A 16,800-nucleotide genomic window follows, 5' to 3' on the forward strand; every position below is an offset into this window, starting at 1 on the left:
CACTCAAATTTTCCCGACTTATGTCACACTCTCGTTTGACCGTTTTTGTGTCACACTAAATTATAAAATTGCAGCAATTTTTAAGCGGATTGAAGGTTTCTTTCTACTGTGCCGTTTGACATTAAAATAATCATCCCTTATACTAAATATGATTGCAAAGTAACTTGGTTTCCAGGAAAGGCAGGTGGGTTAGTATGTCAGATAATCATATATGTTCTTCAAACGACGATGGTCCCGCGCATTTGCAAAGCTTAACAGCTGGGGAAGATAACCCACTTGCGAGCTTTGCTGTACGCGCATTTTAAGTAATTGAGGTGTTTTATCTCATGGAACAAAAGCGTACAGTTTTTTGTCTAGTAGATCATAAAAACTATGATTTAATAGATGGCGTTTTCCTGGAAGATTTGGATGGTTCTATTAAAGCGTTGATTCGCCGGGACTTTCCAAAGGCAGCAAACCAAGACTTTATTTGTAGTGAGCATCTGGTTCATTATCGTTTGCAGAAAATGGATCAGATGATTGCAAAGGACTACCGGCAAAACCGCCGGATTAATCAAAAACTAACGAGGGTCATGGAAAAAGACGCTTACGAGGTAGTTGATGTCCAGAAGCAATTGGAAAACTCGTTGACATTTGGTCAGAGGGTAGCGGACGCTGTTGCCCAATTCGGGGGTAGTTGGCCCTTTATTATTTCTTTTGTTTCACTAATGATTTTATGGATTTTAATAAATACGTTCCATTGGTTTGGCATAAATTTTGATGCCTTCCCTTTCATTTTACTTAATCTTTTTTTAAGTATGGTAGCTGCGGTTCAAGCTCCATTTATTATGATGAGTCAAAATCGAGCTGCGAAGTATGATCGGATGGAATCACGTAACGATTATCATGTCAATTTAAAGTCTGAAGAAGAGATTCGAGTCTTGCATTCAAAGATTGATCACCTGATTCAGCAAGATCAGCCCAATATTTTACAGATTCAAAAAATTCAAACAGAGATGTTGGGTTCTATTGAGTCGCAAGTTAATGAACTGCGACGTCTCCAAAATTATTTTGAAGAAAACCAAGCTGATAAACAACAAGCTAGCAATCAAAAAAATGATTAGTAATGTTATTTCTAAATAAAGTTGAGCAGTGCGGGCAAAACACATGTTTTGTCTGAGCTGCTCAACTTTATTTTATCCTTGATTATTTGAATTGTTATCTCGACTCCCACGCGCTTACATCAGGTCCAACCGGCAAGACATTAGAAAAGCCTGCAACTACTTGTGTCCCTTGATAAAAATGCTGTTTAATTGCGAGAAAATCTGTATTTTGTTTAAAAGCTTGCAGGTGATATAATCTCCTAGCGTAATGCCACAAATTCGGCAAAGCAGATAGAGGCTGCTTATTCAATTTATTTTTATAATAATAGACTACATCAAACCGCACTAATTGGACAAACAAAAGAAGATCACTTAAAGTAAGCTGACGCCCTAAAAGATACGGTTGCGCTTCAAGCTGCTTTTCAAAAACAGCCAATTGATCAAAGTATTGATCCACTAAACGTTCATATTCCTCCTGTGTGGCACTTTCTTCGATTTGGCTGCTAACCTGCGCTAAGTTAGTGATAATTTGCTGATTAGTCTGTAAAATTTGTGTCTCTAGCCTAACTGGAAAAAGCTCTGGTGCATCTTTTGGAATAAACTTTTTCCACTGTCTGGATAACTCGCTTAGTAATTGAGCCGAAGAGTGATTAACTACTTTTCCAGTCTTAAGATCTACCAAAGCCGGAACACTTGCACGCCCAGTAAAAGCTGACTCTGTTTTTTGATAACTTTTTGACAATCGGTTAATCTGCAACAGCGGATCTAATTCACTGTCCTTTTCCCCAAAAAACCAATCATTATCGACCCCTGTATGCCTTAATGCGTACACTGGACTTTTGCCAATCACCTGATCTAAGTGTAATAAGTCCAGTAAAATTGCCACGGGAGTCGCCCATGGACAAAAAGCACCCCAAACTAATGTATAGCGTCCCTTTTCAAGCGGCAATTCACCTGTCGCAAAACTTTTGTCACGTACCTGTTCAGCTGTTTCAAGTTGAGGCTGCCATGCGCATGCATTCTTACTCATCTGATCATCCCTTCCTGCTTTTTTATGATTATTCATGTGACACATCGACACCAGAAAAATACTTTTTCGAAAGCCTTGCTAGCGTGCCGTCTTTTTGTAACTCGCCAAGCGCCTGATTGAATTTCTTTTGTAACTTTTTGCCTTGGCTATTCTTATTAAAGGTCAACGCAATTCTTTCAGGTGCAAAATCACCCTTTAGAATTTTTAGCGGCAACTTCTTTTGTTTAATTAATGCCGCCAAAATCGCCCGTGCATTAGAATAGCCAACTGTTTGCTGATTAATAACGGCATTCAAAGCCCCTTCACGATCATCATAGGTTTTGACATTTGTTGGAAATGACAGCTTTTTTAATTGTTGAATTTGAATCGAGCCTACTGTCGCCGCGATCGTTTTATTCTTCAATTGCTGCAAAGCTGTCAATGAAGATTGCTTGCTGACTACTACTGCTGATTTAAAATAGCCATATGGTTTTGAAAAATAAAATTGCTGCTGGCGTTCCGGCGTAATCGTAATATTACTTGCAACAGCATCTACTTTATTGCTTTGCAGTTGTCCAAACAATCCGTCAAAACTAGTTGTTTTAAATTCAACCTGATAGCCAATTTTCTTAGCCGCTGCCTTGGCAACGTCCACGTCAAAACCTTGTAGTTGATTATCTTTTTTGTAAGAGCCTGGAAAACTGACTCCGGTCGTCACAATTCTGATCGTCTTCTTTTGGCTACCAGCTGCCTTTGAACATCCTGCCAGCACAAAAATTAAAGCCAACAGCAACACTAAATAACTAAGTCCATTTTTTTGCTTCATTCTAGCTCTGCCTCCTTGCGCTGTGTAATTGCAGCTGCCTTTTTTAAAACCGCTGTGATCTTTTCTTCTAGACTTCCCAGTTGTGCCGTAGCGTCCAGCCAGCTAAGCAGCTCAGCTTTAGAAAAGTTAGTTCTTACTTTATCTTCGGCATATAAGACGTCGATGAAACTAAGATGCTGTTCAATTGCTTTCATTGCACTTTGATAAACTAATTGATGTGCGGTTTGTTTTCCCACAGCATTCCCGAGCTGGAACATAATCCGTTCAGCAAATGGCAACCCATTTTGCAATTCAAGGTTCCTGCGCATTTGCTCTGCGTTAACCTGCAGGCCAGAGAGAATCGCGGTCGCATTTACTAACTGTGCATCCAAGTAGTTGGTAATTTCAGGTAAAACTACCCATTCATTCCGCCAGTGAATGGCGTCCCGTTCACCATCAATCAGCATTGACTCCAGCATCAGCCCAACATCTTTAAAGACTGGTTGCGTTAAGCTTGCTAAGCCTTCAAGCAAAGCCGGATTACGTTTTTGCGGCATCGTCGATGAACCAATCTCACCTTTTTTAAATGGTTCCCAGACTTCATTAACTTCAGTTTTCATCAAATTAAATAATTCATGCCCAATTTTGCCTAACGTACCTGAATAGATCCCTAAAACAGCAGCAAATTCTGAGAAACGGTCACGCGCAGGTTGCCAGGAAATCAGCGGAACGTCTAGTCCCAATTCCTGTAATACTCTGCGTTCAATTTCTGGTCCTTGAGGTCCAAAAGCGGCGTACGTACCCACAGCACCATTGAGATTCCCTACAAATCGCTGATTCGTTGCTAGCGCGTCTAGGCGTTGCTGATCTCGCAGTAGCTCATCTAACCAAATCGCTAATTTAAAGCCGAAGGTGATTGGAATTGCTTGAATCCCATGTGTCCGCCCAATCATCAAAGTGTGGCGGTAACGTTTTGTCTGCTGAGAAAGAACTGTCAGAAGTTGAACACTATGTTTTTGCAGCAATTCATATGCCTGTTTGACCTGTAGCATAGTCCCAGTATCAACAATATCCTGGGTCGTTGCGCCATAATGCACATATTCCCCAGCTGTGGTTCCCGCTAAAACCTGCAAGTGATCAATTAAGGCAATTAATGAATGCCGCTTTTCAGCACTTTGTTTTGCAAGTTCTTCGATCCTAAAATTCTCAATTTTAGCACTTTGCACAATTTTTTTTGCGGCAGTTTGCGGAATCACTCCTAGCTGACCTTCAATCTTTGAAAGAGCAGCCTCAACTTTTAACTGCTGCGTTATTTTATTTTGATCGCTCCAAATTATTCTCATCGCTGCGGTACTAAAGTTATTTTGTAAGAGCTGTGAATCCAAAACATCAGTCAAATTGTCCACTCCCTTCGTGATAATCTTTTACAAATTCAACAATTCGTTTGCACCCCGTAAGCAAAACTGCCGTTGAAGTCACTAAACTTATTCGAAAATACCCTTGCCCGTTTTTGCCAAAGGCACTCCCGGGAACAACCGCCACCTGTTTTTGTTTAAGCAGTTCGGCTGCAAATTGACGCTCATCTTTGATCGTTGCTGGCAGTCTTACCCAGCTAAAAAAAGTTCCAGCTGAATGTGCTACAGCAAAACCATTTTCTTCCAATACTCGCATGACACTTCGCCTTTTTGAATAAAGTGCACGCAGCTTTTGCCGCTGTTTCTTTTGCGAAAGTAATGCAAAGCTCCCAGCATTTTGAACAACATTGAAGGTTCCACCGACAGAATTTTGAATATAGGTTTTCAATAACTTAATAATTGAAGCATTCCCCACTGCAAAGGCACAGCGCCAACCCGCCATGTTAAACGTCTTAGATAGCGTGTAAATCTCAATTCCAGTTTCTTTTGCCCGCCGACTTTGCAAGAAACTAGGTGCCGGTTTTGCAAATGAAAGATCAGCATAGGCAAAGTCATGTACAATGGCGATCTTATGCTGCAACCCAAAAGCTGCGACCCGCTCGAAAAATTCTGATGTAGCACCCGCTCCAGTCGGGTTATGCGGATAATTCAAAAACATTAACTTAGCCTTTTGTGCAATTTCTGGCGGAATCAAACTCAAATCCGGCAGATAATTATTCTCTGCCAGTAGCGGCATGCGCCATTCTGTGGCTCCGCTCATGGTGATTCCAATATGATATCCGAAAAAAGCCGGATCAGGCGTCAAAATGACATCGCCACTGTTAGCCAAAGCCATCGGTAACGCCGTCAAGGCTGCTGTGGACCCGCTAAAAACAGTCACTTCATCAGCTGCAAGGGTTACTTGATACTCAGCCGCATAAAATTTTCGGATAGCTGCCTTCAGATTTTCATTACCGCCATAAGGTGGATACCCGTAATTTTGCGGCTGTTCCAGTTCGCTTTTGGCCTTCGCAACAATTTGCGGAAAAGTGGGCTGATCTGGGTTTCCACGCCCCAAATTGATGACTTTCATTCCTTGTTTTTCCAAAGAACGGATTTGTTTTTGCTGAATAGCTAAGTATTTCTGCCCTACTTGTGCAATGCGTTGAGATGCTTTAAATTGCATTTTCACGTGCACCTCCCAACGAATTGATGGCTGCAAAGACTTTTGCCTCGGATAAGTTAGGATAGACGGTCTGAATTCTAAGATTTGTGGGAGCAACCATCTCTGTCGCAATTGCGTGAATCACAGCGGTTTTGGGTTGCAACTTCAGTTCTGCAAGCTGCGTTGGCAAACCAATGCGCTGATAAAACTCCAATAATTCTGCTAACTCAGTGTACTCTGCTTCAATTGCTAACTGTACCAATACTCCAAAGGCCACAATCTCGCCATGCGTTTTAACTGGATGAGCAACAGCTTTTAAGTAACTGTTATGAAAGCTGTGTGCTGCTACACTACGCCCGCGTGCTGCAGCGAACCCATCTACAGAAGCAGCTACCAAAAAAATTGTATCTAACAGCGCTGAAAAAGTCTGTTCATCAAGTTTATCTAAGTCGCTAATCGCCAAAGTCCGTTCTCGTGTAATTTCGATTGCTTTTCTAGCAATCTCTAAAATTGCTCCTTGAGCTGCAGGAACATTCAAACGCCGGCGAATCTCATACCATTTTGCTAAAGTATCTCCAATGCCGGACAATAGATACTGCTTTGGTGCATGCCTTAACAACAGTGGATCTACTAGGACCAAGTTAACCGGTTCTGCATGTCGCTTACGCCCGCACAATTCATGGGCTTTTTCTGTATAAATCATGCTTTTAGTGGTAATTGCAGCACAATTTGAGGGAACAGTGGGAATATTAATTAGCGCTGTCTTGGTCTGAGCGGCGACAATTTTTGCAGTATCTAGCAGCTGCCCTCCACCTAAAGCAATTATCACGTCTTCATCTTTAACAGACTGCGTAATCCGCTGTGCTTCTGCATCAGTACAGCTTCCTGCAAAAAGAAGCACACGTTCCTGCTCATAGAAACCCGCAGGCAGATACTTTCGCGTAGCCTGGATAACCCTTTGATCTGTTAGCACCAATGGTTTTTGATACCCCTTTGCACTTAAAATCTGTCTGAGTTGTCTTAAAATTCCTGCCTCATTCACATATTCTGCCGGACTCAATCGAACTGGATTCCATTTCATCACAATACCTCCTCTTTTCAAGCAAACGCTTTGCTCATCAAATCGTCCTTCAAAATAAGCTTTTAAGTCCGCCCCCTGTTTCTGACCATTGTTTAGCGATCATCATTTTTTACGGATTATTGACTGGTTTGGCAAGGACGGTTTGAAAATAAGAATCATTAAGTTTGAGTGCCTGTTCTTTATTCAAAATTTTTACAAGATATGCAGTTTGATGATCTGGAAACTTGCGCACTGTTGCAACATGTATAAAACCTAACGACTGATAAGCCTGCCGCAGCCAAGGATGTTCAAGCGCCGTTCCCAAACTAACTGCTGGAGCATTTAACGTCTCCTTGATGTATTGCTCAATTACCAGCGTAATTATTTGCTTTGCATATCCATGGTGCTGATATTCCGGATTAGTCGCGATCCATCCCAAATGCGGAAGCTTGAACGGCCCGGGGTCATTTCCCCAAGGTAAACGGACTGAAACCGTTGCAATCAAATTTTGCTGTTCATCTGTTAGCACAAAGGTCGGTGTATTGATAATATGTTGTGCAACGGCTTCAGCCCTAACCTTTGCGGCTCCAAAATGAATTTGTAATGCTTCATCTGCAGCGTAAGCAGCATGCAATAGTGCGGTTAATTGTGCTGCCTGTCCTGTTGCACCGGACAATCTTGTAAATTCCATTAAGCTTTAACTCCTTTATTTTTGTACTTTAATCTCTGCCTCAAAAATTCAGTTTGCTGTTTCACCTCCGGACCTTGTTATAATTTATGCATTCATGCGTACCTATTTTGCTGCTTGTTTTAACCGCAAACAAAAAAGGTTTTCGCTCCTATACAAAAAATGTACAGGGACGAAAACCTTCGTGGTACCACCCGTTATTTATACAAACATCACTGTTTATACCTTGCCAGCACCTGCTGATGCCTGGGACTGTATCGTGTCCGCACGGGTATGCAGCTTGCACTGGTAACCGTTCAACTCCGAGTTCATCTTCAACTATTTTTTGATTCCGCCCTTTCACTAACGGCGTTCGCTTTAAATCTACTCGATAGCCTACTCTTCTCATCAACGCATAATTATATTAAATTAATTGCTTCATTTGATCATTTTGATAAAAAGTTTCAAACTGAAATAGTCCGCTAGTATTTATCCAGCACACAAACTAGCACGCCAATCAAATACTGTTAATGAGATTTCAATTTGAATTTGATGATAACTATAATCGCGAGTCAGTAACTTGTCAACGCTTTTTTAATTATTTCTTAATAAAATATTCCTTTAAGCTATAGCAACTGATGCATCTGCAATCCACGCGCACTTCGAACATGTTCCACGACAATTAAGGCATTTGCATCCACCTTTTCAACAATCGGAACAACTTTTGCAATTTGAGCCGGTGTACAAACGAGATACAGCAAGGTGCGTTCGCGGCCACTATAGAAACCCTCGCCTTTTAGAACCGTGATGCCCTGCTGCAGTCTCTCAGAAAGCTCCGCCGCAATCGCTGCATGCGCATCTGAGACAATAAAAATTGCTTTTTTTGCCCCTACACGTGCAATAAACTGGTTCAATAACATGTCTGAAAGATAGAGTTCAAAAACCGTGAGTAACATATTTTGGAACCCGATAATAAAAACCATCGGCAAAGCAACACTCAAATCAAGAATCAAAGTTGCAGTTCCCGTTTGAATCCCCAGATAGCGATTGGCAATCTTCGCCAGAATTGTACTACCTGCAATCGTTCCACCACAGCGCATAATAATTCCCAAAGCAATTCCCGTCAAAACACCGCTCGCAACCGTTGGAATGATTGTCTGGCTGGTATGGTACACGGCGACTACCGGTAATTTTAAAAAGACCGACAACCAAAAAATTGCCCACAATGATAAAAACGTTGTCCGTTTATCTAAAAAACGATATCCCGCAATCAGTAGCACGCCATTCAAGACAAAGTTCGTCAGATAAGGAGCAATTCCCAGTGTATAGTACGCAATTGTTGTTAACCCGACAACTCCACCTTCTCCTAAACGTGTTGGCAGCAAAAAATAATTAATCGAAACAGCATAGAGCAGTGTGCCTAAAACAATACCGGCAGCTTGTAAGCATAATTTGCGGTTCTTTGGGATCCCTTGTCTCATCTCTTCTTGCTCTCCTTATATCACAGCAGCCTGCTGGCAAAAAAACTGCTGCACTTTTATTTTCTTTAATGCTTATATGAAGGGATGCCCGTGTGCCAGTATCAACCCAATTATCCCAACCAACACACACATTCCAAAGGTTAACCAACGCATTGTGCCTGAAAGCGTGCCACGCAACTTCCGTGCAAACGCGACCTCAATTAATCCAAGTAGGCCAAACGCTGCAAGCACTTTGATAATTGTCAAAAACAAAGCACGCTGCCATGTAAATTCTAATAAAAAAATACCACTGATAATTGCAACCAGATAACAGACACGTGCAATCATTATACAACGCACTGCTCTGGTGGCAGATCCTGTTAAGCCACCAAATGTCACTCCCAGTAAAATCCCCCATGTTATTAAATGTAACCATAACCATATCATTTAAAAGACCTCTTTTTTTAATTAACGTGCTAAAAGATCTGCAACCACAAATTCTTGAAATTATTAAGCAGCTTAACCTTCAATTTCATTCTAACCTTTGCCAAAATAAAGCGCTAGTTATAATTAAACTTGCACCCACTCCTGTGCGTTTCACAACAGTCCTTTTGTAGGCTATTAACTTGTTAAAATCAGCACTTCTCAGATAAAATAAGGCTAACAAAAGGGGGAAAAGCGATCTACAAAGGGGGAGCTCACAATGAAAAGGTTTCAGGTTACACGGCTCATCTTGTTAGTCGTACTTTTGACAGGATTATTGGCCGGCTGTAGTTTTTTCCAAGAAAAACAGGTTACTTATCAACGCTTCGGCAGTGGCATTGATCTGCGTTTAACGTATTACGCTCGCAAAGATCGGGTCACACGTCAAACCACTAACAGTACAATTCTTTATTCCGCACTCGGAGTTACCAACAAAGCAGGGGCTAAACGTATATTGAACCCGCTCGCACAAAAGTATCAGGGAATTAAAGGGCTGCACGAAAAAATCACGTATCACAAGTACTATGCACGTGAAGAATTGAGTATTGATTACACCAAGGTCAATTTACAGAAGATAAAAAGCCTTCCAGGAATGTATTATTCAGGTTCTAAGAATAAACAAATCAGTTTAGAAAAAAGTGAAGCCCTGCTGCAGAAAAATAAATTTGTGAAGGTTGAAAATAAAAACTACAAAAAATTCACTAAAAAGCAGTTGACCCAAAAACCTTTCTCGATTACCGACTTCAACAGTATCAAACTTGCCGGTTCAAGCCTTGAGACTGCAGGAACTACAGTCGCTGCACTGACTAAAGAACTGGGACGTCCTGACAGCTCGCAAAAAACAAAAACAACTGGTGAAGAACGTGCCCGCTATCTGTGGTACCTCTCGCCTCTCAAAAATGCCTATCTTGCGGTTTATACTACTGGTGAGCGCATCACAACTAAGATGCTCAGCCGTGCAATCACTGCAGGCACTCAAATCTCAAGTACCCAATTTGATGCACTACAAACTGGAATTTCTTACGCCGATGTCATCAAGATGTTGGGCGAACCGCGCAGAGCATACGAACTTCGCAGTAGTTCAACCTCCTATTCAGTGCTGACTTATCAAGACAAGTCGACTACAACAAAAAGTTACAATTTCTACTTTAGCAACGGTAAACTGATCTCAAAACGTGAATCATAGTTGACTTCAAACAACATCCTCACCGCAAGTTCTCTTTACTGCCAGTTTGTTTTCGTAACTTTAAATCCGCTTTAACATACTTTTCAGCGTTATTTCCAGTTTTATTCCGTTCATTTCTGATTTTAACCATTCCAAAAGCCAATTTGTGGTAAGCTGTTTTTAATCATATTTTAATAAAGAGGATGTTGCTCATGTCATTTACGTTAGTTGTTGCGATTGCACCGATTATTTTTACACTTGCACTGGGTTATCTGGCAGGACTGCTAAAACAGTTTGATAAAAATGCTAGCCAACTTTTCATTGATCTTGTAATGTCTTATGCGCTCCCACTGAGTCTTTTCGGTGGATTGTTAGCAACTCAACGGGAAGTCATTATTCATGACTTGCCGTTATTTCTTTGGCTAGGTGTCGGGATGTTGCTGGTTTTTGTGATTTTAATTATCCTCTATAACTATTTATGCAGCAATTTAGGGCTAGCAGTCTTACGTGCGCTTTCTGTTGCGTGCCCCTCTGTGCCGTTCATGGGAACTTCTGTATTAGCAATTATTTTTGGAGGCACAGATAGTGTTATTTTGGTTGCAATTTGCGGTCTGTATCTCAATCTAGTTCAAGTTCCATTGAGTGTTTTGTTGTTATCAGTTGCAAAGGCACAAAAAAAGGATACTTTTGGCAGCGCAGCATCTGCTAAACAACGTCTGTTGAGTGCTTTAAAAAAGCCGCTGGTCTGGGCTCCTATCCTCGGTTTTACATTAAATTTAACAGGCTTTCATCTTGCAACCAGGTTTCAGCCGCTCTTTAGTGAGTTAGGTCAAGCTGCTGGGGGCGTGGCGCTCTTTTCCATTGGCATTATGCTTTATACTCAAAAATTTCATCTGACGATTCCTGTCTTGGTTAACGTTTTGCTTAAAAACATTGGTCTACCCTTAGTTGTATGGGGAATCATGCTACTTTTTCATGAGAGCTTTCACTTTCAGCAGATGGTAATTGCCACCCTGGCGATTCCTACAGCTGCAATGCCCAGTATGTTAGGCATTCAAAATCATCTGCATGAAGACGAGATGGCTTCAACACAACTCGTCAGTACACTTTTAGCCGTGATTACAATGAGCGTTTTCCTAGTGTTGTTACGCGTAGGTTAAGCAATAAATGAGCATTTTAATGGAAAAAGTTGTCCACTTCAGTTACGCTTCAAGTAAACAAGTTGCTTTTCTCGGAAAATGAAAGGGGTTTTAAAAATGACCTTTACAGTTCCTGCTTTACCCTACGAGTACGATGCACTTGAACCGTATATCGATCAAAAGACGATGCAACTGCATCATGACAAACATCATCAGACATATGTGGACAAGCTAAATAAGGCATTAGAAGGACATCCCGAACTTGCTGACTATTCACTGACCGAACTCCTGCAAACCTTGGAAAAGCTGCCAGCTGACATAAAAACAGCAGTCAGAAACAATGGCGGGGGACACGCTAACCATACATTATTTTGGGAAAGTCTAACACCTTCTTTTGACACCGCTCCCACGGGTGCTCTTTTAGCGAAGCTTGAAACTGCTTTTGGCAGTGTCGCTGAATTTAAAAAAGAATTTACCGCAGCTGCTATAGGAGTTTTTGGTTCTGGCTGGGCATGGCTGGTCGCAGATGCAGAAGGTAATTTAAGCATTCTAGGGCTGCCTAATCAGGATTCTCCAATAACTTCTGGGAAAAGACCGCTTCTTGGTTTGGATGTGTGGGAACATGCATATTATTTGAAGTACCAAAATCGACGCCCTGAATATATTGCAGCCTTTTGGCACATTGTTAACTGGGAAAAAGTGGCACAGCGCCTAACGGACCATTAAGCTTAATCTGCAATTAGAACGTGACTAAATAAAAAGGGGTTGTGACAAAAGTAAAATTTTGTCACAGCCCCTCTTTTATTCCGGATAAACGTGTTCCATAAGTCAAAATTCTCCGTCTAACTGCGAATTACTCATAGCAAAGTACTCGCTGTGTTCGTAATTTCGAGTTAGCACTCAAATTTTCCCGACTTATGTCACACACTCTCTTTTTATTACTTTTAGCAGTGCTTTTGTTTGTATTTTTTAGCTTTCAGTTATTAAATTTTTCAAGTCGGTAAAGCTGTTCACCATCAAGAGAACTATTACCATCTTTAAAATGATAACCCATTTTTTGATAGAACTTTAATCCTGTAATTGAAGCGGGAATTTCAATTCGTTTAGCTCGTTTAAAAAATTCATCTTGTTCTAAAGTTTGAATTATTTGTCTGCCGATTCCTCGTCCCTGATACTCGGGCAAGACAAAAATATTAAATAGGCTGCTTTCATCTTTTTTGCCCCAATAAGCCCCAATAGACCCAACAGCCACAATTTTATTGCGTTCATTATCTATAAATACATAACAATGGAAAGCCTTTGCTTTTTTAATAAAATCACGAGCTGTTAGCTTTTTCAGATCATTTTCTAAGTATTCTTTAGAATAGTCTTTGAGATTAGTAGTCAACATTGTCTTTTTAACTAAATCCGCCACCTCGGGTGCATCTATATCTTTGAAAATACGTTGTGTTATCATATCTACTTTTCTCCATAAACTCTTGGATCGTCAGTGATAAAGTGTCCTGTATAATTACAGTTTGTAAGTAATTTGAAATGACGCTTGTTTTCGTGTTTATCATGTTAAATCTTTATAATTTCTAGCCAACAAACAACCTAAGTGTCCCACAATTTCACTGGATCCTGAAAATCTAGTTTTTCTTATATAAATAATATCTACAATAAATGAACAACATCTATTGCAGGTTGTTTTTGAGTAGCGCTTTGTAGAGCCCTACTTCATCCTTAAACTAAGCTTTTAATGAATTCTAGAATTTGTGCAGCTAAGTCAGCCGGCTTCTCTTCTGGAATATAATGTCCAGATTCCTTAATCGTTCTTCCGTTAACTGATTTTCCTAAGGTTTTTAGTTTTTCAAAAAGATCCCGTGATGAACCGAATTCACCATTAATTGTAAGAAGCGGAATGACTATTTTTTTGGTGCATAAAGGTTCATTAATCTTAAAATCATCCAAAACGGCACGATAATACCCAAGCATTCCCCGCATAACTCCTAATTGACGATATTCTTGTACATATTCAGCAATATCTTCTTTTGTAAAAGCAGTGCGCCAATTACGTGCCTTATTAGAAAAGAACCATTCAAGTAAAACCCGTTCTTTACCCTTTAATAACTCTTCAGGTAAATCAGGAATAACATTAAATAGAAAATGCCAACTTCGCCAACTTTCTGCGTCTAGTGGGATTTGTTTTTGTAATGTTACTCCAGGAATATTTGCATCAATCAGCGTAATACCTAAAAGATCGTCTGGAAATAGGTGTGCGTAGGTAAAACCAACCCAACTTCCGACATCATGACCAACATATAAAATTTTTTTTAGCCCTAATTGAATAACTAATTCATGTATTCTGTGCGCGGTTGTTTTCGTATCATATCCTGATCGTGGAACACTTGAATATCCTTGACCAGGCAAGTCGATTGCTAAAACATGATATTGTTTGGCTAAAAGCGGCCAGACTTTGCGCCACGCATAAGCACTTTGTGGAAAACCTGCAATCAGAAAAATTGTGGGCGCTGTTTCTTTTCCATCCTCATAAATGTGCCAAGTAATATTATCTTTAGTAGCAATAAAACGTTCCTGCATTTTTATCCCTCCACTTTTGAAATAACTTAATTTGAAAAAATACGTTGCTGGGACAATAATCTATAGGTCCCACTACTCATCCCTCATTTTACCTTAAATTGTGGGCTTGTTTGCAAGATAAGCTTGGGTCTTCCTTCTTCTTCACATTCTCTTTGTCCTAAATTCACCCGCCCCCGCTTTCAATAGTTTCATTATCATCTTGTATGTAAAAAAAAGCACGTAATTTATTAACTCACTTGCAGGTCTCTAATGGGAGAAAACAATATTTTATTTAAAATAAAGCCCGAGGGTAAGCGCTTGTCATATATAAATGCATATAGTTCTAAGCTTTTTATGTGTTCTGTTATACTGTAAATGTAAAGGTGGTGATAATGTGCGACTTATATTTAAGATCCTAATAGTAGTAGGTATCATTCTCGCGGCCCCCTTATCAATTGCACTGATCTGGCAGAATTGGGCAGCTGCGGTTGGAACTACTCCTATATCGTTTCACTTTGACTGGTTGACTCAGTACGAACCACTATATCTCTTCTGGAGTGGGGTTATTCTGGCGACATTTTTAGTGTTTCTCTTATTTATCACTCTCTTTTGGCCACGCGCGCGCTCACTGTATCTCCATCAAAAACCTGATGGGCAGGTCACAGTTAGTAAAAAGGCCATTGAAAACTTTACTCTTTCGGCGCTGCAACAAGAGCCTTTTATCGGAAATCCCAGGGTGTCTGCTAAGTTGTCACAAAATAAAATTAAGCTCAAAATCTCAGGCGACCTGCTAAATTCGATAAATGCAAAACAACATACGGCGGCTTTCTTGAATCAACTTAAGGAGGACTTACGCACCTGTCTTGGCATTTCAAAGCAAAAAGCGATCACGATTCGGCTCGTAAATTTTAATGCTTCTGAGTCTAATATGAAACAGTCTCGCGTTATTTAGGAGGTGATAATGTGACCGAACTCATCAAAGCCTATCGTTGGCCCATCATTGGCGGACTCGTAGGCCTACTCCTTGCGGTTCTTATCATCACCATTGGCTTCCTTAAAACCTTGGTGATTCTAATTTTCGTTGCACTCGGCATCGCAGTTGGTTACTACATTGAGAAAACTGGTGTCTTATCAAAGCTATTCAAGTAACTATTTAAATTAAGGGAGGAAAAAATTATGCAAAATGGAACATCTAATTCACAAACAATTCCCGACAAAAAGCCAGGTATTAAAGGTGAGTTAACTTTTGAAGATAAGGTTATCCAAAAGATCATTGGGATCGCACTTTCTGAAGTGAAGGGCTTGCTAACCGTAGATGGGGGATTCTTCTCTAATATTGCTGAAAAATTAGTCAATACTAACGATGTTACAGCGGGCATCGATGTCGAAGTTGGTAAAAAACAAGTGGCTGTCGATCTCGACATTGTCGCTGAATACGGCATTGACATTTCAAAAATATACGATCAAATCAAGGACGTCATTGTCCGTGAGGTGAAGCGGATGACCGACTTAGAAGTGATTGAGGTCAATGTGAATGTTGTCGATGTCAAGACAAGGGAACAGCATGAAAAAGACTCAGTTTCTCTGCAAGACCGTGTTAGTGATGCTACCGATAAAACGAAGGAAGCAGTTAGCAAGGGTGCAAAGAAATCGAAGGAAACATTAAATGAAGGCGTGGATAAAGTAACGCCTGACAATGAACCTAGTCGTGTTAATTAAAGGAGAAGATATCTTATGGGATTAATTTGGTCATTAATTGTTGGCGCTATCATTGGCGCTATTGCTGGTGCAATCACTAATCGTGGAGCAGCCATGGGTTGGATTGCAAATATCGTCGCTGGCTTAGTCGGCGCGTGGATTGGACAAGGACTATTAGGCACTTGGGGGCCATCGTTAGCCGGAATGGCGCTGATCCCATCCATCATTGGGGCAGTTATTTTGGTCCTAATCGTTTCCTTTTTCTTTGGTCGAACCAGTAAGCGATAAGAAATGCTGACCTAGCTGTTTTAAAAAGCCATCTTAAAATTTATAATAATTGCTGCCACTTTCATCAGAAATGCTATAAGTAGTGTGGTGGTGGGCGGTAAGCTTAGCCGCTCAGTGGATGATTTAGATGGCAAGTTACATCGAGAGTGTGACATAAGTCGGGAAAATTTGAGTGTTAACTCGAAATTACGAACATAGCGAGTACTTTGCTATGAGTAATTCGAAGTTAGACGGAAGATTTTGACTTATGGAACACGTTTATACGAAATAAAAGAGGGGGTGTGTCAAAAGTTAACTTTTGACACACCCCCTTTTATTTGTTCTGGATAGACATGCTTCACTTCATAAGCCAAAGATACTTTGTCTAATTTCACATTACTTATGACAAGGGCTGCACGTTGATCGTAGTTCCACGTTAGTACGCAAATCTTACCAACTCGACTTATGCATAATTTATGTGTCAAATACTACGTTATAATGGTGGTATTTATCACTAATTTTCTAATATTCATTGCCATCAACGCAATTCTGACTTCTCTTTTTACCTTCTCAAGGCCTCTAAACAAGAGCTTTTTAAAATCTAAAAAAATCTTCAGTATGTAATAAATGATATATGTTCGGGTAATCCAGCTTCAAGGTATAGCTAATTTGATTCTGAACCGTATTCTGCACCGACCGCAATATACATACCTAAAATTCCAGTTAATTTTTGCTGCTGTAAAAAGGAAATTAATTTTTTGATGTCTCCTAAGTTTTGAAAATACCAAAGATAATTACAAATTGTTTATTCATAGTGATTTGTAAATTATAAGCTGATTTAGGCTCT

General features: G+C 40.3%; 18 protein-coding genes. 8 read left to right on the forward strand and 10 right to left on the reverse strand.

Annotated features, from left to right (window positions below; all coding sequences use genetic code 11):
* Positions 1–326: 326 nt before the first annotated feature.
* Entirely contained in the window at positions 327–1,103 is a 777-nt protein-coding gene (locus FD50_RS04230) for a DUF1003 domain-containing protein (RefSeq protein WP_054757940.1), read from the forward strand.
* A 94-nt stretch (positions 1,104–1,197) separates the two neighbouring features.
* Here FD50_RS04230 and FD50_RS04235 read toward each other — a convergent pair whose 3' ends face one another.
* The 8 genes from FD50_RS04235 to FD50_RS04270 all read right to left on the reverse strand — a co-directional run bounded on the left by FD50_RS04235 (position 1,198) and on the right by FD50_RS04270 (position 9,089).
* Positions 1,198–2,112, reverse strand: coding sequence for a glutathione S-transferase C-terminal domain-containing protein (locus tag FD50_RS04235; RefSeq protein ID WP_162256069.1), 915 nt, complete (start codon positions 2,110–2,112; stop codon positions 1,198–1,200).
* A 28-nt stretch (positions 2,113–2,140) separates the two neighbouring features.
* Complete coding sequence (locus tag FD50_RS04240) at positions 2,141–2,917, reverse strand: transporter substrate-binding domain-containing protein (protein WP_054757938.1); 777 nt, start codon at positions 2,915–2,917, stop codon at positions 2,141–2,143.
* Positions 2,914–4,302 (reverse strand): class-II fumarase/aspartase family protein, encoded by a 1,389-nt coding sequence (locus tag FD50_RS04245; protein ID WP_415615268.1) that lies wholly within the window; start codon positions 4,300–4,302, stop codon positions 2,914–2,916. Before FD50_RS04245 ends, FD50_RS04240 begins: the two co-directional genes overlap by 4 nt.
* A complete protein-coding gene (locus FD50_RS04250) occupies positions 4,286–5,476 on the reverse strand; it encodes an aminotransferase class I/II-fold pyridoxal phosphate-dependent enzyme (RefSeq protein WP_056960509.1) in 1,191 nt (396 codons plus the stop codon). The genes FD50_RS04245 and FD50_RS04250 overlap by 17 nt, the downstream gene beginning before the upstream one ends.
* Positions 5,466–6,536 (reverse strand): iron-containing alcohol dehydrogenase family protein, encoded by a 1,071-nt coding sequence (locus FD50_RS04255; protein ID WP_056960511.1) that lies wholly within the window; start codon positions 6,534–6,536, stop codon positions 5,466–5,468. The genes FD50_RS04250 and FD50_RS04255 overlap by 11 nt, the downstream gene beginning before the upstream one ends.
* A gap of 109 nt (positions 6,537–6,645) precedes the next feature.
* Positions 6,646–7,206 carry a GNAT family N-acetyltransferase gene (locus FD50_RS04260; protein WP_056960512.1) on the reverse strand — a complete coding sequence of 187 codons (561 nt, stop codon included), beginning with the start codon at positions 7,204–7,206 and terminating at the stop codon, positions 6,646–6,648.
* A gap of 602 nt (positions 7,207–7,808) precedes the next feature.
* Positions 7,809–8,663, reverse strand: a complete 855-nt coding sequence (locus FD50_RS04265) for a YitT family protein (RefSeq protein WP_056960514.1) — start codon at positions 8,661–8,663, stop codon at positions 7,809–7,811.
* Positions 8,664–8,735: 72 nt separating this feature from the next.
* Complete coding sequence (locus FD50_RS04270) at positions 8,736–9,089, reverse strand: DUF1516 family protein (RefSeq protein WP_056960517.1); 354 nt, start codon at positions 9,087–9,089, stop codon at positions 8,736–8,738.
* Between the two features lie 256 nt (positions 9,090–9,345).
* Between FD50_RS04270 and FD50_RS04275 the strand changes: the two genes are divergently transcribed.
* The 3 genes from FD50_RS04275 (at position 9,346) to FD50_RS04285 (ending at position 12,155) form a co-directional block, all read left to right on the forward strand.
* Positions 9,346–10,311, forward strand: coding sequence for a DUF1307 domain-containing protein (locus tag FD50_RS04275; protein WP_056960519.1), 966 nt, complete (start codon positions 9,346–9,348; stop codon positions 10,309–10,311).
* A gap of 191 nt (positions 10,312–10,502) precedes the next feature.
* Positions 10,503–11,450, forward strand: coding sequence for an AEC family transporter (locus tag FD50_RS04280; protein WP_056960520.1), 948 nt, complete (start codon positions 10,503–10,505; stop codon positions 11,448–11,450).
* Positions 11,451–11,546: 96 nt separating this feature from the next.
* The gene (locus FD50_RS04285) at positions 11,547–12,155 is read left to right on the forward strand and encodes a superoxide dismutase (RefSeq protein WP_056960522.1); all 609 of its coding nucleotides are present in this window, start codon (positions 11,547–11,549) and stop codon (positions 12,153–12,155) included.
* 250 nt (positions 12,156–12,405) lie between these two features.
* Here FD50_RS04285 and FD50_RS04290 read toward each other — a convergent pair whose 3' ends face one another.
* Positions 12,406–12,885, reverse strand: coding sequence for a GNAT family N-acetyltransferase (locus FD50_RS04290; protein WP_056960524.1), 480 nt, complete (start codon positions 12,883–12,885; stop codon positions 12,406–12,408).
* A gap of 266 nt (positions 12,886–13,151) precedes the next feature.
* Complete coding sequence (locus FD50_RS04295) at positions 13,152–14,009, reverse strand: alpha/beta fold hydrolase (RefSeq protein ID WP_054757931.1); 858 nt, start codon at positions 14,007–14,009, stop codon at positions 13,152–13,154.
* Between the two features lie 373 nt (positions 14,010–14,382).
* On the opposite strand from FD50_RS04295, the gene amaP reads away from it, so the two are divergent.
* The 4 genes from amaP to FD50_RS04315 are packed head-to-tail and all read left to right on the forward strand — an operon-like array spanning position 14,383 to position 15,974.
* On the forward strand, positions 14,383–14,940 hold the full coding sequence (gene amaP, locus FD50_RS04300; RefSeq protein WP_054757930.1) for an alkaline shock response membrane anchor protein AmaP: 558 nt from the start codon (positions 14,383–14,385) through the stop codon (positions 14,938–14,940).
* 11 nt (positions 14,941–14,951) lie between these two features.
* Positions 14,952–15,137 (forward strand): DUF2273 domain-containing protein, encoded by a 186-nt coding sequence (locus tag FD50_RS04305; RefSeq protein ID WP_054757929.1) that lies wholly within the window; start codon positions 14,952–14,954, stop codon positions 15,135–15,137.
* A gap of 27 nt (positions 15,138–15,164) precedes the next feature.
* Complete coding sequence (locus FD50_RS04310) at positions 15,165–15,707, forward strand: Asp23/Gls24 family envelope stress response protein (protein ID WP_056960526.1); 543 nt, start codon at positions 15,165–15,167, stop codon at positions 15,705–15,707.
* A 15-nt stretch (positions 15,708–15,722) separates the two neighbouring features.
* The gene (locus tag FD50_RS04315; RefSeq protein WP_056960528.1) at positions 15,723–15,974 is read left to right on the forward strand and encodes a GlsB/YeaQ/YmgE family stress response membrane protein; all 252 of its coding nucleotides are present in this window, start codon (positions 15,723–15,725) and stop codon (positions 15,972–15,974) included.
* Positions 15,975–16,800: the final 826 nt, after the last annotated feature.

The sequence above is a fragment of the Liquorilactobacillus satsumensis DSM 16230 = JCM 12392 genome, from assembly GCF_001435195.1.
Taxonomy (GTDB): Bacteria; Bacillota; Bacilli; order Lactobacillales; family Lactobacillaceae; genus Liquorilactobacillus; species Liquorilactobacillus satsumensis.